Source organism: Thermoactinomyces sp. DSM 45891 (assembly GCF_900119485.1).
GTDB lineage: Bacteria > Bacillota > Bacilli > Thermoactinomycetales > Thermoactinomycetaceae > Baia.
The window spans coordinates 35,312-55,590 of the sequence record NZ_FPJZ01000013.1 but is presented as its reverse complement, the minus strand read 5'-3'; the positions used below and the strand labels follow the sequence as shown (position 1 = coordinate 55,590).

Annotated in this window: 19 protein-coding genes; 8 read left to right on the top strand and 11 right to left on the bottom strand. The window is 40.1% G+C overall.

What is annotated here, in order from left to right; translation table 11 throughout:
* Window positions 1-197 precede the first annotated feature (197 nt).
* Window positions 198-1,613 carry a SpoVR family protein gene (locus tag BT147_RS10865; RefSeq protein ID WP_143187987.1) on the top strand — a complete coding sequence of 472 codons (1,416 nt, stop codon included), beginning with the start codon at window positions 198-200 and terminating at the stop codon, window positions 1,611-1,613.
* A 122-nt stretch (window positions 1,614-1,735) separates the two neighbouring features.
* On the opposite strand, the gene BT147_RS10860 is transcribed toward BT147_RS10865, so the two are convergent.
* Entirely contained in the window at window positions 1,736-4,873 is a 3,138-nt protein-coding gene (locus BT147_RS10860; protein ID WP_072334983.1) for a WIAG-tail domain, read from the bottom strand.
* A 267-nt stretch (window positions 4,874-5,140) separates the two neighbouring features.
* On the opposite strand from BT147_RS10860, the gene BT147_RS15580 reads away from it, so the two are divergent.
* Window positions 5,141-6,193 carry a C40 family peptidase gene (locus tag BT147_RS15580; RefSeq protein WP_072334980.1) on the top strand — a complete coding sequence of 351 codons (1,053 nt, stop codon included), beginning with the start codon at window positions 5,141-5,143 and terminating at the stop codon, window positions 6,191-6,193.
* A 90-nt stretch (window positions 6,194-6,283) separates the two neighbouring features.
* On the opposite strand, the gene BT147_RS10850 is transcribed toward BT147_RS15580, so the two are convergent.
* From BT147_RS10850 to BT147_RS10830, 5 genes are read right to left on the bottom strand one after another with little or no spacing between them, the layout of a single operon-like run.
* The gene (locus BT147_RS10850) at window positions 6,284-6,757 is read right to left on the bottom strand and encodes a GNAT family N-acetyltransferase (protein WP_072334977.1); all 474 of its coding nucleotides are present in this window, start codon (window positions 6,755-6,757) and stop codon (window positions 6,284-6,286) included.
* Window positions 6,754-8,076, bottom strand: a complete 1,323-nt coding sequence (locus BT147_RS10845; protein WP_083426523.1) for a YheC/YheD family endospore coat-associated protein — start codon at window positions 8,074-8,076, stop codon at window positions 6,754-6,756. The genes BT147_RS10850 and BT147_RS10845 overlap by 4 nt, the downstream gene beginning before the upstream one ends.
* Window positions 8,077-8,091: 15 nt before the next feature.
* Complete coding sequence (locus tag BT147_RS10840) at window positions 8,092-9,456, bottom strand: YheC/YheD family endospore coat-associated protein (protein WP_072334974.1); 1,365 nt, start codon at window positions 9,454-9,456, stop codon at window positions 8,092-8,094.
* 13 nt (window positions 9,457-9,469) lie between these two features.
* Window positions 9,470-10,603, bottom strand: coding sequence for a YheC/YheD family endospore coat-associated protein (locus BT147_RS10835; protein ID WP_072334970.1), 1,134 nt, complete (start codon window positions 10,601-10,603; stop codon window positions 9,470-9,472).
* On the bottom strand, window positions 10,600-12,042 hold the full coding sequence (locus BT147_RS10830) for a YheC/YheD family endospore coat-associated protein (RefSeq protein ID WP_072334967.1): 1,443 nt from the start codon (window positions 12,040-12,042) through the stop codon (window positions 10,600-10,602). Before BT147_RS10830 ends, BT147_RS10835 begins: the two co-directional genes overlap by 4 nt.
* A gap of 193 nt (window positions 12,043-12,235) precedes the next feature.
* Between BT147_RS10830 and BT147_RS10825 the strand changes: the two genes are divergently transcribed.
* From BT147_RS10825 to BT147_RS10810, 4 genes are all read left to right on the top strand, one after another.
* Window positions 12,236-12,580 (top strand): YlbF family regulator, encoded by a 345-nt coding sequence (locus BT147_RS10825; protein ID WP_072334957.1) that lies wholly within the window; start codon window positions 12,236-12,238, stop codon window positions 12,578-12,580.
* A gap of 25 nt (window positions 12,581-12,605) precedes the next feature.
* Complete coding sequence (locus BT147_RS10820) at window positions 12,606-13,298, top strand: metal-dependent hydrolase (protein ID WP_072334952.1); 693 nt, start codon at window positions 12,606-12,608, stop codon at window positions 13,296-13,298.
* Between the two features lie 185 nt (window positions 13,299-13,483).
* On the top strand, window positions 13,484-14,134 hold the full coding sequence (locus BT147_RS10815; RefSeq protein WP_072334949.1) for a class I SAM-dependent methyltransferase: 651 nt from the start codon (window positions 13,484-13,486) through the stop codon (window positions 14,132-14,134).
* A 147-nt stretch (window positions 14,135-14,281) separates the two neighbouring features.
* Entirely contained in the window at window positions 14,282-14,566 is a 285-nt protein-coding gene (locus BT147_RS10810; protein WP_072334946.1) for a hypothetical protein, read from the top strand.
* Window positions 14,567-14,730: 164 nt separating this feature from the next.
* On the opposite strand, the gene BT147_RS10805 is transcribed toward BT147_RS10810, so the two are convergent.
* Complete coding sequence (locus BT147_RS10805; RefSeq protein WP_072334943.1) at window positions 14,731-15,321, bottom strand: class I SAM-dependent methyltransferase; 591 nt, start codon at window positions 15,319-15,321, stop codon at window positions 14,731-14,733.
* A gap of 243 nt (window positions 15,322-15,564) precedes the next feature.
* Between BT147_RS10805 and BT147_RS10800 the strand changes: the two genes are divergently transcribed.
* Window positions 15,565-16,356 (top strand): hypothetical protein, encoded by a 792-nt coding sequence (locus BT147_RS10800; RefSeq protein WP_072334940.1) that lies wholly within the window; start codon window positions 15,565-15,567, stop codon window positions 16,354-16,356.
* Between the two features lie 137 nt (window positions 16,357-16,493).
* Window positions 16,494-17,804 carry a DRTGG domain-containing protein gene (locus BT147_RS10795; RefSeq protein WP_072334937.1) on the top strand — a complete coding sequence of 437 codons (1,311 nt, stop codon included), beginning with the start codon at window positions 16,494-16,496 and terminating at the stop codon, window positions 17,802-17,804.
* A gap of 344 nt (window positions 17,805-18,148) precedes the next feature.
* Here the strand turns inward: BT147_RS10795 and BT147_RS10790 are convergent, their stop codons facing one another.
* From BT147_RS10790 to BT147_RS10775, 4 genes are all read right to left on the bottom strand, one after another.
* The gene (locus BT147_RS10790; protein WP_072334934.1) at window positions 18,149-18,595 is read right to left on the bottom strand and encodes a nuclear transport factor 2 family protein; all 447 of its coding nucleotides are present in this window, start codon (window positions 18,593-18,595) and stop codon (window positions 18,149-18,151) included.
* 353 nt (window positions 18,596-18,948) lie between these two features.
* Window positions 18,949-19,533 (bottom strand): TetR/AcrR family transcriptional regulator, encoded by a 585-nt coding sequence (locus tag BT147_RS10785; RefSeq protein WP_072334931.1) that lies wholly within the window; start codon window positions 19,531-19,533, stop codon window positions 18,949-18,951.
* 49 nt (window positions 19,534-19,582) lie between these two features.
* On the bottom strand, window positions 19,583-19,864 hold the full coding sequence (locus BT147_RS10780) for a YtpI family protein (protein ID WP_072334928.1): 282 nt from the start codon (window positions 19,862-19,864) through the stop codon (window positions 19,583-19,585).
* Between the two features lie 73 nt (window positions 19,865-19,937).
* A complete protein-coding gene (locus tag BT147_RS10775) occupies window positions 19,938-20,141 on the bottom strand; it encodes a YtzJ family protein (RefSeq protein WP_072334925.1) in 204 nt (67 codons plus the stop codon).
* Window positions 20,142-20,279: the final 138 nt, after the last annotated feature.

The window sequence follows — 20,279 nt, the reverse complement described above, 5'->3', positions numbered from 1 at the left end:
ATTGTCTATACGACACGGAAATTATACTCCTCGTCTTTTTTGATGTCAATGTTAACTTTTTGGTAAGAAAGAGATTCGCGCCGTATGTCAAGAATGTTCTGTTTTTGTTATAATGTTTAGAAAGATAATGATTTGTGTTGATAGATCGATGCACCTGATATGAGCGGTATAAAACCTACATGGAAAGGGATCGATTGCTGATGACTCATGAAAAAAAAGCTCTTGAAAAGGCAATTGCAGAGATAACGGAAATCGCAGAAGGATTTGGTCTTGATTTCTTTCCGATGAGATATGAGATTTGTCCGGCTGACATCATTTATACATTTGGCGCGTATGGGATGCCAACGCGTTTTTCCCACTGGAGCTTTGGCAAGATGTATCACAAGATGAAGATGCAGTACGACTTTAATCTAAGTAAGATTTATGAATTGGTTATTAATACAAATCCATGCTATGCCTTCTTATTAAAAGGAAACAGCTTACTGCAAAATAAGCTGATTGTAGCGCATGTCCTCGCGCATAGCGACTTTTTCAAGAATAACGTTCGCTTTGGTAATACATCCAGAGATATGATGGAACGGATGTCTGCCAGCTCTGATCGAATTCGTGAATATGAGTTGCGTTATGGCAAGGAGGAAGTAGAGACTTTTATCGATCATGTCTTGGCGATTCAAGAGCATATTGACCCCACGTTATGGAAATCGGCACGAAATCCATCCTCATCTAAAGCAACTCCACCTACTAGTAAGACGACTCCCTATGATGATCTATGGAATTTGGACTCTCCGAAGTTACCACCTAAACCTGCTGTAAATGAGTCATTGAAAAAAACATTTCCAGAGTATCCACAAAAAGATCTTCTATTATTCCTCATGAGCCATAGTCCAGATTTGACCGAGTGGCAGCAGGATATCTTAACCATAATGCGGGAAGAGATGCTGTACTTCTGGCCACAGATTGAAACCAAAGTGATGAACGAAGGATGGGCTTCCTACTGGCATATCCGGATTATGAGAGAGTTAGACCTGAATGAAGCAGAGACTGTTGAATTTGCGAAACTAAATGCCTCTGTGATCCAGCCCTCTTCCACTTCGCTGAATCCATATTACTTAGGGCTGAAGATGTTTGAAGATATTGAACAGAGATGGGATCATCCTACGAGGGAAGAACAAGATTTATATAGAAGAGTTCCGGGGAGTGGACGTAAGAAAATCTTTGAAGTGAGAGAACTTGATTCCGATCTTTCTTTTATACGAAACTATCTAACGAAGAAATTAGTAGAGGACTTGGACTTATATATATATGAAAAAAAAGGAAACGAATGGATTGTTACGGATACTGCGTGGGAAAACGTGCGTGAAGAGCTAGTTGCGAGTCGGGTTAATGGAGGAAGTCCTGTTATTTTAGTGAAAGACGGGGATTATCAAAGTAGTGGAGAGTTATTACTCGCCCATCGCTTTGAGGGAGTAGAATTAGATGTGAAGTATTTAGAAAAAACATTGCCTCATGTCTATGCGCTTTGGGGTAAGTCGGTTCATATGGAGACAATTGTAGAGAAGAGGAATGTGATTTTTAGTTTTAATGGCAAAAAAGTGATTCGGCGATATGTGTGATAGAAAGACAGGGCTATGTGAGGTACACTTCACTCTACATGGCTCTGTCTTTTTAACGAGAAAAAAATAACCGAAGCGGTTTAGCGAATTACGAAACCGCTTCGGTTATTGAAATGGTAGATCTAATCCCACTTAGACTTGGTTGAACGATCTTCTTTATCTGAAGAAGTGATTTCAGCTGTAAGGATTTCATCAGAGGGGTCTGCTTTTTGCAAGATATCTTCTTTAATAGAAGAAGTAATATTTGCTGTAAGGATTTCATCAGACAGATCTGATTCCTGAGAGATATCCTCTTTATTAGAAGAAGATATATTCGTTGCAGCGTCAGAGGAATCTACTTTTTGAGATGTGGGAGATTTCTTTGTATTAGTAGAAGTTTTTCCTGATCTAGGTTTATCTTCTTGTACATGGGATGTAGAGGATATTTCCACAACTTCTTTTAATAAATCCTCAGTAATGGTATGAGTAGATGCGTGGGTGGGAACAGTAGCGATCCATGAGATATATCCTGAGGTAGATGTGGATGACTTGGTTCCTACGTGTTGCACTCTGAGCGTGAATTTGCTTGAGCTTTTTTGATCCAAGCTTGCAAAACAAGATGGCTGATCAGTCATAGCTACCACGATATAATCATCTGCTACCGAAAATGGAATGTGAATTTGGATGCTCTTTTGGTTTTTATTCAGTGTGAACGGACAGATTCCTGAGAAAACGGAAGGCTCGATTTGTTCTTTTAACTGTGGAGAGAGATGACTATATTGAATAGCTCCTGGTTGAACGTGATTTTCGTTGATGGAGAAGTCTTTGAGGTGTAGGGATTGAATGGCATGAGGTGCGATTTTTTCGGTTACGATCGAGTAGTTTGCGATATGTGAGGATTGAATGGAGTCTGGTTGGACGTGTCTAGATGAGATGCTTCTATTAGAAAGGGAATCCTCTGTGATCGATTTTTCAGCTAGATGAGAAGATTGGATGGAGTGTTGGGCGATATGGCTCTTGGTAATCGCTCCATGTTGAATATGATAGGTGCCGATGGAATCAGGAGCAATAAGCTCTTCGGTAATAGCCTCTTTTTTCATATGTTTCGTGTCGATGGAGTCAGGAGCAATAAGTTTATCTGTGATGGTCTCTTCTTGCATGTGTTCTGTGTGGATGGCATAAGGGGCAATCAGCTTATCCGTGATGGCCTCTTCTTGAATATGGCGAGTGCTGATTGAATCAGAGGAGATGAGTTTTTCAGTGATAGCTTCCTCTTGAATATGATTTGTGCGAATCGATTCTGGAGAGATTAGGTCTTCTGTGATGGATTCTATCTGCATGTGACTTGTGCCTATGGATTTTGGAGAGATTAGCTCTTCGGTAATAGCCTCTTGTTGTATGTGACTTGTGCCCACGGATTTAAGAGAGATTAGCTCTTCGGTAATAGCTTCTTTTTTTATATGATTTGTGCCTATGGAGCCAAGAGCGATCAGCTTTTCGGAGATGGCTTCTTCTTGTATATGATGTGTGCAGATCGAATCGGGAGCAATGAGTTCTTCGGAGATGGCCTCTTCTTGTATATGATCTTTGCCAATGGACTTAGGAGCGATGGTCTTTTCTGTAATCGAGTTTTCTTGAATATGCTTGATGCCAATGGTGTGAGGGGCGATATGATCTTCACAGATGGCCTCATGGTCGATATGTTCGGCTTGAATGGCATTGTGTGCGATTGATTTTGCTGTAATCGCTGATTCATGTATATGTGAGGATTGAATGGAGGAAGGAATGATATGTTCTCCGCGGATTGATTTATCAACGATTTTTTCTCCATTGATTGCTTTATCGGCAATTTTTTCTGTTGTGACGGATAGATTGATTAGCTTAGAAGTGGAGACGGATTCAGGAGACAATTTTGATGCTGTAATCGAAAGGTCGATTAGTTTGGCTCCAGAAATGGATTGATTGCGGATGTGTTGTTCCATGATGGACTGCGGCTGGATATGATTTTTTCCGATAATCTCAGATGTGAGATGTTCTTCATGGATGATGTTAGGAGCGAGATGGTAATGTTGAATACATTTGTCTTGAATCATGCCTTCATCAATTGATTCTGGAGCGATCAAATCATGGGTAATAGCCTGATTTGCAATATGTGGAGTATGGATAGATTGATAGGAAATATGGCGTGTTTGAATGCTATGATCAATGAGATGCTCTTGTTGAATGGATAGATCAGCGATTTTTTCAGCTGTGACAGCTTGATTGTGTAGATGTTGTTCATGGATGAGTTGTTGTGTTAAGTGATTTGTGGATATGGAATGATCCGATATTTTATTTCCGGTGATGGCACCTTCTTGGATATGTGTATTGTGGACGGCATTGGATTGAATTTTTTCAGCGGATACTGATGAATGGGCCAGCTTGGCATGATTGACAGCTTGATTGGTTAGATGAACGGTTGAGATTGAGCCATTTTTAATTTGTTCGGACGAGATCGCCTGCTCTGAAATATGCTCTCCTTCAATATGACCTGGTGCGATATGTTGTGCGAGAATGGCATACTCCTGAATTTTGGACGAGTCAATGGAGCGATCTGCTAATAAGTTTGATTGAATGGAACGTGGTTGTACATGTTTGGTGGTAATGGTTTCTTTTTTAATATGGGCGCCCGTGATCATTTCTTCTGCCAAATGCTCTTGGCGAATGGACTTAGGAGCAATTTTGGACGATGTAACCGCTTCAGAGGCAATTTTAAATTCGTCGATTAATTCATTGATGAGATGATCTCGGTGGATGGAGCCTCTTCTGATTTTGGACGCGTTTACTGCTTGGTTGGCGATTTTTTCCGTTGTGATAATCCCATCGGTTAAATCGTTTGTGTATAAGTACGGTTCTTTAGAGCTATGGATTTGAATTTGATCTTTTATAGATAATCTGGTGGTTCCTGGAGGGGATGGAATGATTTTAGGCTTGCGGGTATGAATTGGTGTAGCTAATTCTTCTGATTTAGATTGACCAGTAGAGAGAGAGAGTTCTTGAGATAGGTCATAGTCACTTAGATCTGGCTTTTCTTCGGAGGAATGCTCATTATTTGTAAGGTTTTTTTCTTTTAGTGGCCGCCATTCAGAAGATGCTTTATTCGATAAATCTAAGGTGACTAACCTTTGATCTTCTGATGAGGGTGAATGGTGTGGTTCAATAATGGGCTCATTCCCGTCAAAGGCAATATTTGGGAAGAGAGTGCGCTTGACAGAACCCGGTTTACGCTTACGATTCTTCATTAGACAAGACTCCTTTCCATCCATAAAAACACTTATGTTTCTAGGTATATTCACTTGTGCCTAGATTCGTCACAAATGTATCAAAAAGAACTAAAAAAAGAGGTTTATTTTTGTGAGAAAGAAGTTTTTTTCAGTACATATTAAGTCATTTTACTTATTGTGGTAAATTTTACATCTTAAACAAGGTTTGATTTATGTTACGATGGTATCACTTCGGAGGGGACAACCTTACCGAAGAATAAAATTTTATATCCTGAGGAGGATTTGATGCTTAACGTAAAAGCTTTCAAGAAAGTTGCTGTTACTGCTACTGCTGTTTCTGCTTTAGGTTTAGCTACACTGTTCCCAACCCACACAACGAGTGCTCTCGCGAGTAAAGGCTCGGATACCAAAAAAGGTACATCCGTAACGAGTGGACAATCTACAGTGACTCTCGCTGACAAGATTATTGCTACCGGGGAAAAATACCTGGGGACTCCTTACAAATATGGAGCACCATCTGGCCAGACGAAAGTATTTGATTGTTCAACGTTTACACAATACGTGTTTGGACAATACGGAATCAAACTTCCAAGAACTTCTGCAAGTCAATACGCATCAGTCGGAACTCCTGTTTCGAAGTCAAACTTGCAAGTAGGGGACCTTCTATTCTTCTCATCGAGTAAGTCTGGAAAGGGTAAGGTAGGTCACGTTGGAATTTATGCAGGTAACAATAAAATTCTTCACACATACGGTCAGGGCGGAGTTCGTTATGATAGTCTAAGCACCAAATGGTTGGCAGCCTCATATATCGGTGCAAAACGTGTTCTTAAGAGTAACTCTACAACGAACGAAACGAAACCATCAACTGATGACAATAAGCCATCAAATGGTTCAACGGATACAAATAAGCCATCAAATGGCGGCAACACAGGTTCAACAAATAACGAATCTTCACAAGGATCTCAACTTGCAGATAAAATTATTGCAACAGGTAATAAGTACTTAGGGACCCCTTATCAATTTGGAGCAAAATCGGGTCAAACTAGAACCTTTGACTGCTCTTCATTCCAACAATACATCTTTGGTCAAAACGGGATTAAACTTCTACGTAGTTCTCGTCAACAAGCTACCCAAGGAACTTCTGTATCTAAAGACCAGCTTCGTAAAGGTGACTTGATCTTCTTTAAGACAAAGTCTTCAAACGGTCAGATTGCACACGTAGCAATGTATGCTGGAGATGGTAAGATTCTTCATACTTATGGTCCAGGTGGAGTGCGTTACGACAAACTAAGCAACTGGATGAGCACGTACCTATTTGCGAAGAGAGTAATTAAGTAATAGTGAGTTAATGTTATAAAAAGGTTGGCATAGTAAAACCATTTATCCGACTGATCCGATTGGATTTAGGATAAATGGTTTTCTTTTCGTTTAACCAACTGATTCTGATTGTACGATTTCTTCTTTTACAAAGTTTCCCCCGCCTAGCCATAAAGTAGGCTTTCCTGTAGGCCCTTTAACGAGATGAAATGCTTTTAATCCACATGAGAAACAAAGTTTTAAACTCGGAATATTATCACATGCTACTCTCGTATAAACCTTGCCTAATTGTTGTAATGCTTGATTGAGCATTGTTTCTGCAACTCCATGTTTTCTGAACTCTGGGTGTACAACAACCATCGCTTCTTTTCGTCCATAATCTCCAATAATCATCGTGCCTGCAATCTTGTTTTCTTTCCATGTAACTGCTACCCAGTTCCCATCTTTCACTTCGTTAAGTGGTAACTGCCGAAACCACTTAATTCCTTTTGCCGTAATTCGACCATCACTATATTTTTTTAAAAAGGAGATGAGAGGATCTTTAGCGCGCCCTACTTCTTCGGATGAAAGCGTTCTTATTTTCATGCTTTGATCTCCTGCTTCTTTTTTGCTTTTTCACTTAGATAGAGGCTGTATTGAATCAACCTACGCAGAGATTTCTCGCGAATATTGGGTTCATCAAATTTCATGGGTTTCGCATTCGCTTCAAAGAACCACGGACGACCAGTTCTTTCGAGTCCAATATCCATCGACATCTCACCTAGGGGATATCCTTGTTTCTTTTCAATGGTTTTGGCAATCGTGATACCGATTCTTTCTAATTTATCGCGAATTTTTTTTGCTTCTTGATCACCGAATATGGATGTGAACACTTTCACGGCACTTTCAATTCGGCCGCCCATCGGAACATGTGTAGTGATCGCTTTTGCTCCTGCTACCCGAACTCCAATCCCTGTAAGTCCCCATTCTCCAGTCATATTTTTTTGGAATAGCATCCGGACATCAAATGGACAATTTCCATATTGAGCGAGCGGGATATATTGTTGAGCAATGTAGGCGCGATTTTGAGTATATGGAGAAATCACGCGCCATACGTCTGATATAGTAGCTAGATTGTAACGCTTCTTCTCTCGTAGAGTTTGGATGATACATTCATATCCAGCTGGTTTCTTTGTAACTTTCATCATTCCGATGCCAGCTTTGCCTTCAACTGGTTTTAGCATGATGGAATTGTGAGAAGTTAGGAGTGTTTGTAAGACGGACTCTTGATCGATTCGCATCGTGATAGGAAGGTATTTGGCACAGTTTTCATCAGAGGAGAGCTGTTTGTGTAAAGTCCATTTATCGAAGTAATGAGGATTAAAAATAGGAGTAGATGAATGTTTAATTTTCTGTAAAACAGCTTGAACGCTCATTTGTTTTTCTGCTTTTCGACTCGGAATACGGTTGTAGATCACATTGGGTCTTGGAAGTAGAGATGGAATCCACTTGATTCGCTTTGATTTACTATCGAGTAGATACCCTTTTACGACGTCTCCTGATTGTGAGAGGTATTTAGGGGTAGTTACATAGACGGTAACGCCCATTTTTTTCCCCATTTTAATAATATCCCGAAAGTTATAGTGATTCCCTGAAAATGGATATCGATTATCGGAGCTGAGGATCGCAATAAACGGGCCAGTTACTATTTTTCCGTCTTCTTTTTTACGTAATCGAGTTGGAACAACCTGATGTAAGTTATGAGGTGGATTAAGGTTGATCGGGAGATCTACTTCTGATTCTCCATCTAAAGAGATCGGTAGCGTTTTTCGTTCTTGTAGGGAGTTATGAAATGATGGGTGAGGAAAAAATGTATGAGGCTTTCCGTTGGCGAGGGAAAGCCAGCCAGTAGGTAAATGATCCATCTATTAATCCACTCCTTAAATAAATTCCGCTAACTTCAGACTATATTCAGTAATACAACGTGCTGACTTTCGACCGGCATCTTTGAGGCTCGGATGGAGGAAAATGTGTCTACCTGGTTTGGAATTGGATTCAAACATCCATATTTTTCGATTCTGATCAATTCCCATATCCAACCCTAATTCCCCAAGAGGCTCTTGAAGTTGTTTTTCGAGTGATTCTGCAATCGTAATGGAAGCTTTTTCTAATTGATTTTTGATTCGCTGTGAGTCATCACCAAAGGTGACACGGAAAAGATCTTCCGTAGGGATAACGGTGCCGCCCGTGCGCATATGAGTGGTAACACTACCGCTACCGGCCGCTTTCGACCCTACGGCCACGACTTTCCACTTCCCGGTGTAGTCTTTATGCAAATGAACTCTAAAATCGACAGGATTATCTTTTACTTTAATCAAATGGATCCCTTGCTGAGCGAGATATCCCTGAAAGCGTCCTCCTCCTCTTCCAAAGAAATGGGTAATTAGTTTGGATAGGGAAGGGAAACGATGGACGAAGCTTTTTTTTCCTTGATTAAAACGGCAGTTATACCCTTTTTGGGGGTGACGTGTCACTTTAAAGATTCCTAGGCCTAAACTTCCTCTAGCTGGTTTAAGATATACCATAGAGTATTGGTCCAGCATTCGTTGTAAAGTGGGTAATGAAGGGGCTAAGACCGTTTCGGGAATGTATGGATTGGCTTTTGGAGTAGAACTCAGATGTTGGTGAATGGTCCATTTGTTGAAGAAACCTTGGTTAAAAATGGGGATTTTCGCTGTATTTCTTAGTCGATTCACAGTCGATCCTATGGAATATATGGTCTCTGCTTTTCGATTTGGAGAACGTTCATGAATGACATCTGGGAACGGAAATGTCTTCTTGCTCCAGCTACTATTTTGATAATGCCATCCCTGAATCACTTTTCGTTGCCAATCAATCATGTTAGGAGTGAATACATACATACAAGGATATAAGGCAGAGCCAGCTGAAGTAAAGTAGCTGAAGAGTCTAGATCGTGTTCCAAAAGGTTTATTATCATTACCAGTAAATCCAGTGGTGAGAATTCCGATTACGGGACCGATTCGGAGACGACGATCTTGAAATGTGACTAGAAGTTTCCCGCTAAAAGGTAAAGAGAGGCTTTGGGCAAGAGAGCGGGAAACATTGATTTTACCATCCGGGGATTTATTGGGAATTACTCGTGTTTCAACATTTTTCTTCCCAAACCCTACTTTTATGGTTTGACCTTTCGAGATTCGAAATTGTTCCATTAAGCTACGAGAAAGGGCGATGAGAGGTGATTGTAAATGAGAGGTGATTGATACTTGGCAAATGATCGGATTCATAAAAACCCTCCTACTAGTTCACTAAAAGAGATTGTGCATACTGCATAGGTAACTGAATAGAACGTTTTCGTGTTTCGTGCTCACCTGTGCGCAAAAATATCATACGTCCAGGCTTGGAATTGATCTCTAGAATCCATACTCTCCCATTACGATCGATTCCAACATCAAGGCCAAGCTCAAGGAGGGTACCGTGATTTTCTTCGATAAAGCTTGGAATAACAGACGCTAATTTTTTGATATCCTCGTGGATTTTTTCGACTTGTTCGGGTGTGAAATGTTGTTTAATAAAAGGTAAGAGTCGATGAGCATTTCCGCCACCATGTAGATTGGAAGTAATACTATTTGTCTTACCGGCTCGGATGGCCATGCCAGTGGTTTCCCATTCCTGTTCTTTATTCTTCTGAATGAGGATTCGTAAGTCGAATGGCTGACCGTCTGGAGTGGAAAGGCTGAGGTATGGCTGAATGACGAAACGAGTTGTCCCGATGTGTTGTTGGACCCAGTTCCGTAATTGCGTTTTCGTCTCAACGATAGTTTGGAAAGCGTGATTCTTTCGGTCGCGACCTTTTATATAAAATCCTTTTCTTTTTAAGAGTTGGAAAATCGCCACTACCCCAACTCCATGACTTCCGCCATTTGGTTTGATCACGATATGAGTATAGCGATCTAGGAAATCAAATACTTGGGCTGTAGATTGATAAGGTACCGTTTCAGGAAGGTAAGATGTGATTTCTTTATGAGCTCGAAGGATGGAATAGGTTTGGATTTTGCCGCTAAGCGGACGTCCTAAAATTTTGATAGATGGATCTTGGTTTAGGAGAGAGAGATAGGGTCGATAGGTGAGATAGTGGTTGCTTGAGTTGTAAAAACAGCGATCGTAGATTAGGTTCGGTATGGGTTTGGTTACTAGTTCCCAAGAATCCTTTTCTGCGGATGGAATATAGCCTGTGGCAATTCGCCGTTGCCAATTCATCTTTTTCGGATTAAATACGAAGATGCTAATACCTAATGGCTTGCCAGCTTCAGCTAGGAGTCGAAAATATCCACTTTCCCCAAATGGGCGCTTCTTCTCATTTTTTCCTCCACATATTAATATGCCTAGTACATGATGGTTAGCAACTGATTTGCGTAGAATAGCATCCTTCATCTTGGTGTCCTCCTTTTTGATATAGATTGTAAATAACCTTGGTGTGGAGGATGTGAGTGCCTGTTACGTTTGAGTTCGCTAGTAAGATGAATAGTGTATTCCATAAGACGGACCACAGAAGGCCTAGCAGATAATGTTGGATTGTGAACTGTGTCATCAGTTTTCGAGGGTTTAGAGTTTATCTCAATTAACCAAAGACGTCCAGTTTGATCTAATGCAAGATCAATTCCTAGTTCGGCAAAGTGTCCGTCTACTTGATTTTCAAATGATGTAGCAATTGATTTTGCAACACTTCGAATATCTGCACTTGTTAGCTTGTTACGTAAATCCCCTAATTCAGACAAAATATCCTTTACCCGGCGAAGAGTCCCACCTTTTGCTACGTTGGAGACGATTTGCTGATCACCCGCTATTCTGGCTATAGAGGAGGTAACAGCCCATTCGCCGGCTTTATTTTTTTGTACGAGTATTCGGAAGTCAAGCGCGCGATTTTGAAAGCGTACCAGTTGCAGGCCTTGTTGCACGATATAGGCACGCTTTTTAACCTTATTTCTTAGGATATGGTTTAGTTCGGTAAATGTTTGTGCGGTATGACTGGTAGTTGTACCATTTTGTACAGATGATTGAGCAATCCACTTATCGTCTTTTCGAGTGACGCGAATAATTCCATCACCCAGACTTCCATTGGTTGGTTTTAGATAAAGGATGGGATATTTTTTGGTCATGCTCTTCAGTGTTTCTGTGTTTAGATAATAGGTTTCAGGGAGCATTTCGGAGGAGTTTTCATCTTGGATCAATAGCTGATGGACTTGCATCTTATTTAGAAACCGATCGTTGAAAAATGGGATAGAGCAAGAATTTTTCAGATGTTCAACCATTTTTTGTACTGCTGCCGTTCTTTCGATACGTCTTGAGGTGATTCGATTATAGATGACATCGGGTAAAGGAAGTGAAACGCGTTTCCATTTGCTCTGGTCTTTCACATAGCCTTCTATACTTCGACTCTCTAGATGGATCAAATCAGGTGAAATGACTGCAATTCGTAATCCGTGGTTGTCGCCTGCTTGCACACATTCGTCGAGAAATTTGGTAATCTCTCCAAACGGGGAATCTGTCCCTTCCTTCGGATGGGAGTTAATTAAGATACCAAGGAGAGGGCCAATCTTTAATCGTCTTGTTATGTTATCAAAATAGGCGGAAATGGTGGTTTCATTTTCAATTCGTAAATGTGTCGCAAGTTTGGAGCTGATTCGTAGGACAGGGTTATTGCTTTGCCGAATCGATGCGTATCCCGTTTCTGATGCTGAGCCGAATGAAATCCGAAAGGGTGAACCTTGGATTCCTAATTTTTCGGCAAGCGTCTGACTCAGTACCATGTTTATATGAGCGGGAAAGTGGCGTTCATGTAGAACTTGGATTTGGATTTTTGCTTGCCTCATGACAATCCCCTTCCGCCAGAAAAATCACTACTGCAATCTATGTGGGCAAGTATCAGAGGGTGCGGAAAAAGGGCTTGACTAAACCCATGATTAGATGCTTTTTCTTAAAGAGATCATTTATCGCACTTCTATCTCTAGCCTGAAGGTGATAAACTAATTATGGGAGTTTTTTGAAATCGAAAGGATGATTATAATGAATAGTCCATACGATTTTGCATATGGAATGGTTAATTCAATAAGAGAAACAGATGTATACCTAGAGTTGAAAAAGCTAAAAACTGAAATTGAGGCCAATGAAAGTTATAGTGAAATGTTAAAAGGTTATCATCAACTACACATCGCGATGCAGAAGATTCGCAAGCAAGGAATCGAGCCAACGGACGAGTTTAAAGAGGGAGCAGAGAAAATTACTCTAGCCATTCAAGAAGTTCCTGTTCTTATGCAATATTTGCAAGTAGAAGAACGGTTTGGTGCCATGATAAAGGATCTTCAGACGATTATACTAGCACCTGTTACGGATATTATGGATATTTCTTAGTTAGTCATCAGGGAGAGTGGAAGCATTGAAAATTACATTTCATGGTCATGCGGCGGTTGAAATCATTCATCAAGGACTCCATTTTTGGATTGATCCGTTTCTGACTGGAAATCCAGTCGCTACGGTGCAGGTAGAGGAGCAAAAAGCAGATGTGATTTTACTGACACACGGCCATAACGATCATGTGGGGGATACGATTGCATTAGCTGAGAAATACGATGCTCTGGTAATTGCTCCTTATGAACTAGCTCTCTATCTAGAGGGGAAGGGCGTTACCCGAACTCATGGGATGGGGATTGGAGGTCCATACCATTTTCCATTTGGAAGAGTTATGTATACAAATGCCATCCATGGAAGTAGTTTTGTAGACTCAGAGACAAATCAGATGATCTATACAGGTCAGCCGGGAGGGATTCTACTTACTTTGGGCGACCGCACCATCTATCATGCTGGAGATACCTCTTTATTCTCGGACATGAAACTGATTGGTTTTGGAGAAAAAATCGATTTAGCATTACTTCCAATCGGAGGAAACTTTACCATGGGTCCACAAGAAGCTCTGCTTGCGGCTGAGTGGATCGGGGCTGATCAATATATTCCGATTCATTATAATACGTTTCCGCCGATCAAGCAGGATGGGAAAAAGTTTGTGAGAGACTTGCAGGAAAAAGGCCTATCAGGGGTTGTCTTAGAGCCTCAAGAATCGATGAATTTGTGAGATCAAAAACAGTTAGGCTCTGCCTTTTAATGCATGGTTTAACTGTTTTTTGTGCTCTAGACATCGCCTCGATCATCATGTTGTTCAATGAAAGATGTATCCGACTAAGAAATTTTGGCGAACCTTTTTATTTATATTTTTGTAGAGTAACGAAGATCAAGATTATCGCTATTGGAGGGGACAATATGGGGCGATTAAGAGAGTATTTTGATTCAAATAACAAACGATTAATTGATAAGTGGGTTCATTATTTCGATATATATGAAAACCATTTTGGGCGCTTCGTTAATCAGAAGGTCAATGTTTTAGAGATTGGTGTGTTTCATGGTGGTTCACTTCAAATGTGGAAAGATTATTTCGGCCCACAAGCAACCATATATGGACTAGATATTAATCCTCAATGTAAATGTATTGAAGAAGATCAAATCAAAATCATAATTGGTGATCAAGGTGATAGAGATTTTTGGAGAAGAACCATTCCAGAACTTCCCCAATTCGATATTATAATCGATGATGGGGGTCATTATGTGCACCAACAGAAGATAACATTTGAAGAAATGTTTCCTGTCCTTGCAGAGAATGGTGTATATCTTGTAGAAGATCTTCACACAAGTTACTGGAGTGAAGCAGGTGGTGGCTTGCGCAACAGTAATAGTTTTATAGAGTATTCTAAAAATATAGTGGATTCCTTAAATGGATGGCATCAGAAGCCATCAAATGTAGACTATTTAACTACTTCTATTGGGTCCATTACCTACTATGACTCTACTTTGGTTATAGAGAAAAAAGCTAGGAGTGCACCATACAGATATACTACGGGCCATCTTTCTTACTAGAAGGTACTACTGATGGGTAAATCTGTTCACTTTGAAGAAAGTGTTGTTTTAACTAGCTAAGAGATGGGCTAAATCCATCTCTCTTTTTTATGTCATGATCTAGGAGCTTGGACATATAGTGTAAAAGAGAAGCGGAGGAGGTTTTATATGACGATGCGTTGGGTTGGAATCAAAATATCCGTTGCTTTGATGTTGTGTACGGTCTTTATAGTCAATATTTCCAGACAGACGTCTGAACTGAAACAGTTCTGTTTTTTGGGGATGTGGGTTGCTTTGGCCTTGTTAGTCTTATGGGCATATAGGCAGGAATGGAAGGGATTCCGTAAGAAAATGGAGATCCAAAAGGAATACAAACAACGGTTAGAATGGATGCATAAAGAACAGGAATATTATCAGGAGCAGAAGAGAATGCAAAGATCTTCTTATATATGATAGACGCTAATCTAATAATGACCCCTGCACATATTGTACATATCGTTTTATCTGTAGTATAAAAAACTGTAGACTGGTCTCGTAAAGACACAGTCTACAGTTTTTTATATGAAAAGGTTAAGTCTAATGTCTAGTATATGATTTTTTGTCTATATGTTAGAAGATTAAGCGCTTTCAAATGTTAAATGATTTAAGCTAGCAATTTCTTGGATGATTTCTTTATTCCTAGATAAGACTCCTAACCCAGCTGAGTGTGAAAAGAAGCAGCGATACATGTTAGATTCATCATAGACTTGCTTAACGGATGGGAAAGAAGTTACATCATGCATCAACAAGACTCCGTTTTCTTGTAGATGGGGCAACCAATTTAGAAAGTCTGCTTTAGTACTATCATATGAGTGAAATCCATCTATGTGAAGTATATCGATCGGCTGTGTCCATGTTTTCGAGACTTCTGTGAAATCACCTTGTATGAATTGAATATTATCTAGGCCATATTTGTTTTTTAAAATATCTTTAGTGCCCATTACGAAATCATAGGTGTTTCGATAACCCGCATGTCCATCTCCTTGAAAGTGATCGATACCATAGACGGTGCCTATGTTGGGGGTTGCGAACGAGAACGTAGAAAATCCAGAATCAACGCCTAAATCTACCGTAATCCTAGCTTGTAGTCTTTGTACTAGCCATATAGCAAAGGGTTCGTGTCCTCTCCAAGCGGTTGGGATATGTTGAACCTCGATTGGAATATTCAATTATCTCGACGTCCTTTCTAATAGAATGGTGGTAGAGAACAATGAATACTCTTTATATTAATTCATTCTAATGCGTGCCCGTTACAACAGTTGTCTATAAAAGATAGAAAATATGAAAAATAGAGTAACGAGACTACACCAATAGAAGCAATTGGTGCCTTTTTATTTAAAATATAGAACATTATGAAACTAGTAATCATAGATATATAGAGCAAGGAAATAAAATAAAAGCGGGTGATAGGATTGTCTATAAGGCTATCTGATAGATTAGTAGACTTTCCTAAACATTCTACTGTTTGCTTTATACACGCATGGGCCGTGAATAATTGGGCACAAATAGTGGACAGTCAGCTTAAACGGCTAAGCTCTTCGGGTCTATATCAAAAACTTGATGCCATTTTCTTAAACATCGTTACAGGTCAGATTCATGACACTAGCCGAATTGAAGCAGATCTAGCATGGTTAGGAATAGATCAATATGATGATACCCTTCAATATGTCATTAAGCCTGACGCGGATGAATGTGAGAAATCAAGTCTATTGTGGTTGCACGAATATAGCACTGTAAATAAACAAGACGTAAGAGTGTTATATTTTCATACAAAGGGTGTAAGACACCACGGTCAAGCAACAGAATCGAATGTGACAGATTGGAGAAATATGTTGGAAACTCTCTTAATTAACCATCATTCTTTGGCCCTTGAATGCCTAGCAAAAGTAGATGTTTGTAGTCTTCAATATACACCCAGTGCAGTAACTTTTGCAGGGAATTTTTGGTGGGCGCATAGCAGTTATCTAAAAGAATTAAATGCTGATATTCAGGCAGTATGTCCAGCACATCCTTATATAGCTCAAGAACTGTGGATTTTGAGCAAACACGAAGCCATATTTTGTGATTTATTTCAGTCTGGTTTGGATGCAGCGGCAGCCGGCCATTACTACAACCCATTTCCTAGTAGTCGAATCCCTACACATTTTACACCGATTTTTTATAAGAAAACAGGGAGACATGCCGAACCATGGAACATCCCGTGAGAAGATAGATCCATTTCATATACGATCGGCGCTAATCGATTTGATTGGCGCTTTTGTTTTATTTACATACATATTTAGGAATCTCGGATTTGTCGTGTATAATAAACGTAATAGATGCGGAGAAAGAAGGGTTTGGGTTGACTACCAAACATGAACAAATTATAGCCTACATAGAGCAACTGGAAATTGGTCATAAGATTTCGGTGCGACAAATCTCGAAGAATCTCAGCGTAAGTGATGGGACGGCCTATCGAGCGATTAAAGATGCCGAAGCGAGAGGGATTGTGAATACGATTGAGCGTGTAGGAACGGTGAGGATCGAGAAGAAGCAACGTTCCGAGATTGAGAAGATTACATTTGCTGAAGTGGTGAACATCGTAGATGGAACAGTACTGGGCGGGAAAGAAGGGCTTCATAAGACATTAACGAAATTTGTGATTGGAGCGATGAAACTAGAAGCACTTCTTCGCTATGTGGGTCCGGGGAATTTATTGATTGTAGGAAACCGTGATCGCGTTCATCAAGTATCGTTGGAATATGGAGCGGCGGTACTGATCACGGGGGGATTTGATGCGACAGAGGAAGTAAAGCAGATGGCGGATTTCTACCAATTGCCAGTCATCTCAAGTAGTTATGATACATTTACCGTAGCAAGCTTGATTAATCGTGCAATCTATGACCGATTAATTAAAAAAGAGATTTTACTAGTAGAGGACCTCTTAGCGACTCACGAAGAACCGATTACTTTAGAGCCTACAGATTCGGTGGATACATTTCATCAACTAGTAAGAGAAACATCACATAGTAAATTCCCAGTGGTAGAGGAAACAGGTAAAATTGTAGGAATGGTTACAGCCAAAGATGTAATCGGTCTCTTGGCCTCCGATCGAATTGAGAAGGCCATGACACGCAATCCAGTCTATGTCCATCCTCGCACCTCTCTAGCGGCTGCCGCCCATGAGATGGTGTGGGAAGGAATTGAACTATTACCCGTGGTCGATGAGCAGAAACGGCTACTCGGAATCGTCAGCAGACAAGACGTGATCGAATCCCTGCAAACGATGCAGAAACAGCCCCAAGTAGGTGAGACGGTTCATGAGTTATCGACGCGGGGTTTCCAAGAGGTAATGAAAGAAGGGACCCCTGTCTTACGCGGCAAGATCAGTCCACAGATGACCGATTCGCTTGGTATCTTAAGCACAGGTGTCCTAACGACTTTGATGACCGAAACATGCCTACGATTACTTCGAAAATATCATCGAGAGGATCTAGTGATCCAAAACTTTACTTTATATACGTTAAAGCCGGTCCAATTGGAAACGATGATTGAGATTGTACCTAAGATTTTAGAGCTAGGTAGGAATCAGGCGAAGTTAGATATAGAAGTATTGACGGACCATCAGGTGGTTGGGAAGGCGCTGATTACGGCGCAGATGATTGAGAAGTAGCGGATGGAGTGACAAGCTCATTCTCAAATGTTGTGTGATTCTGCAACTAAATTAGGCCATTCGTGAGAGGATGCATATGTAGAAATTCTTCATATGCATCCTCTTTTTATAGTGCAATAGGTTTATTTCATTTTTCACCATCATAAATTACTCTAGAGGAAATGATTCATACTCGTGCGTTCAAAATCCATGTATGTGATTACATGGACTTCTAAATAAATTATGTGAGTCCATAATTTTTGATTTTTTGCAATGGTCAAAATGAAGCAAAGGAGAGATTATCAATGTCCCAAGCGAATATCCCTAACATCTCAACTAATATCTGGTCTACTTCATTTAAAACATTATCCTACAAAATCCTCTAACTTCCCGCCGATCGATTCGATTGCTACCATTGGATTCCAGAAATCACGATATACTTGGATGAAGCCATCCTTTGTTTGGACGACACTGATATAAGTTTGTTCATATGGATTCCCAGTTTCGAGATGTTTCCCAGTAGATTTGAATTCGGCGATTACGAGTTCTGGATCTTCAGTAGGATAAAACTTCAAATCATAAAACTTGACACGGAAATGCTTTGGAAAGTTGATCATGTAATCGTAAAGAGCTTTTTTTCCTTCTACTTTTTTAGGAAAGTTCCCAATTCCATAAGGGAAATCTAACACCCCATCTTGATGGAAAAGATCGGTCCACGTTGCAATCTCGCCAGCGGATAAGTATTTCAGGTGGCTTTTAAATATGCCTTCTGCTCTTTCACGAATTTGTTCTCTTGTCATTTGGGTAGTCATTGTATATTCCTCCTAAGGGATGTGTGTTTTTTGGTTTTATGTGACTACTGTATCATTTTCAAGACCGAATGGTCTGGAATGATCAAAAAATTAAGCGGTAATTCTTTATAGAACAATCAGTCTATAATATAAGATTTGGATTCTAACACCTCCTTGATGTGGTTAGATAGGTATCTGATTCAAATTCTAACATCGGATATCCCTTACAACATCATCATACTCTTTCTAGATCGTTTGGTCAAGAAAAAAGATAAAAATATTTTTGGGTCATAGAATCGCTTTCCAAGATGTAAGGGAACGAGTAATTAGCCAGCGAAAGTGGACGATCATGAAGCAGTAGAAATACTCCATGATTAGTCTAAAGTGGATAGGATGACGGCTACGATGTTATCTAATACTTTCGGGTCTGAGCTGATCTTGGCCGCCTGAGTAAGGGAATAGCGGGCGTGGTATAGATATCTGGAAAGGGCAAGCAAGTCTTCCTGCCGATTACTTAATTCGCCTTGTTTTTTAGCTCGTAATAAAGCAACATAAAAGGCTTGTTCTAATCGAGATTTGTCTTTTTCGAAATAAGCGGCGATTTCGGGATTGTGAGGGATTTGATCGATAGCACTACATATAATAAAACATTCATTACGGCGCCGTTCATCTTTTAAAACGGTCGCAATTTGATAAAAAATATCGGCAATGGCTGCTTTCCCTGAATCGGGTCTTTCAAGATATTCGGAAGCAGCTAATGATTTCTCATTCAAATAATGTTTAATCGCTAAAATGAATAGTTCTCTTTTTGTACCATATGTGTCATAGAGACTTTGGCGGGCTATGCCTAATCCGTCAAGTAGGTTTTGCATGGACGTGCCTTCATATCCGTAATGACCGAATATCTCTGTAGCTTTACGTAGTACAAGCGTTGGATCGAATTCTTTGTTTCTGGCCATAGTGTGTTGCCTCCTTTCCTTCGTTACCTTACATCCATAATGGATGTATTTATGACTTCTGCCGGCTTAGTTGAACCCTTTTGTATCCATAATAGAGACAAACAAGCCCAATAAGAGCGATTAAAGCGAGCAGGATATATCCTAATGGAGATTTAAAGGTAAGGGTAGCGTATTCTAAGACAGCTAGGCTGAGGAATAAAGCTCCCATGGAGATGCTCATAAATCCTTGATTCTTCATGCGTGTGTTTCCTTGACTACGCCTATAGGCGAACGAAAAAACGACAACCGCGCAAAAAGAGATCATGCCTAGTGTAAAAATCAGTACACTCAAGAGAGAAGCCTCCTACAGAAAAGTACGAAAAACACCCTCGATCTTAGAGGATCGGGTGTGTTTTTCACTTGTTTTATTCAACCTTATGATCTGATGTATCTGTTTCGGGGATGAACCAACATCCAAGGTCTGTGCGATCAATGTGGACTGGAAAATCAACAGTATCCAGCTTCTTTTCAATAGACTGTGCAATCTCTTCGATTTCAGTATATACGGAGAAACCTTGTTTTAACTTTTCCAGTTTAGCCTTAGCCAGTGCCCTGCGACTAATAATCATGGATGCTCCCCCTTTTTCTTGTTATACACACAATCATACCTTATTTTTATTGATTTTTCGACTATGGAAAGAAAATTGACACAACTAGATGGTGAGAAGGGAAGATTTGTTCTCCTGTTTCGATTGAATGGTATAATA

Bases quoted from the DNA above. Each gene is read 5' to 3' on its own strand.
- BT147_RS10840 (WP_072334974.1), bottom strand. From the start codon at position 9,456: ATGAATCCGATCATTTGCCAAGTATCAATCACCTCTCATTTACAATCA.
- BT147_RS10825 (WP_072334957.1), top strand. From the start codon at position 12,236: ATGAATAGTCCATACGATTTTGCATATGGAATGGTTAATTCAATAAGA.
- BT147_RS10810 (WP_072334946.1), top strand. From the start codon at position 14,282: ATGACGATGCGTTGGGTTGGAATCAAAATATCCGTTGCTTTGATGTTG.
- BT147_RS10775 (WP_072334925.1), bottom strand. From the start codon at position 20,141: ATGATTATTAGTCGCAGGGCACTGGCTAAGGCTAAACTGGAAAAGTTA.
- BT147_RS10830 (WP_072334967.1), bottom strand. From the start codon at position 12,042: ATGAGGCAAGCAAAAATCCAAATCCAAGTTCTACATGAACGCCACTTT.
- BT147_RS15580 (WP_072334980.1), top strand. From the start codon at position 5,141: ATGCTTAACGTAAAAGCTTTCAAGAAAGTTGCTGTTACTGCTACTGCT.
- BT147_RS10815 (WP_072334949.1), top strand. From the start codon at position 13,484: ATGGGGCGATTAAGAGAGTATTTTGATTCAAATAACAAACGATTAATT.
- BT147_RS10835 (WP_072334970.1), bottom strand. From the start codon at position 10,603: ATGAAGGATGCTATTCTACGCAAATCAGTTGCTAACCATCATGTACTA.
- BT147_RS10785 (WP_072334931.1), bottom strand. From the start codon at position 19,533: ATGGCCAGAAACAAAGAATTCGATCCAACGCTTGTACTACGTAAAGCT.
- BT147_RS10790 (WP_072334934.1), bottom strand. From the start codon at position 18,595: ATGACTACCCAAATGACAAGAGAACAAATTCGTGAAAGAGCAGAAGGC.
- BT147_RS10850 (WP_072334977.1), bottom strand. From the start codon at position 6,757: ATGAAAATAAGAACGCTTTCATCCGAAGAAGTAGGGCGCGCTAAAGAT.
- BT147_RS10845 (WP_083426523.1), bottom strand. From the start codon at position 8,076: ATGGATCATTTACCTACTGGCTGGCTTTCCCTCGCCAACGGAAAGCCT.
- BT147_RS10860 (WP_072334983.1), bottom strand. From the start codon at position 4,873: ATGAAGAATCGTAAGCGTAAACCGGGTTCTGTCAAGCGCACTCTCTTC.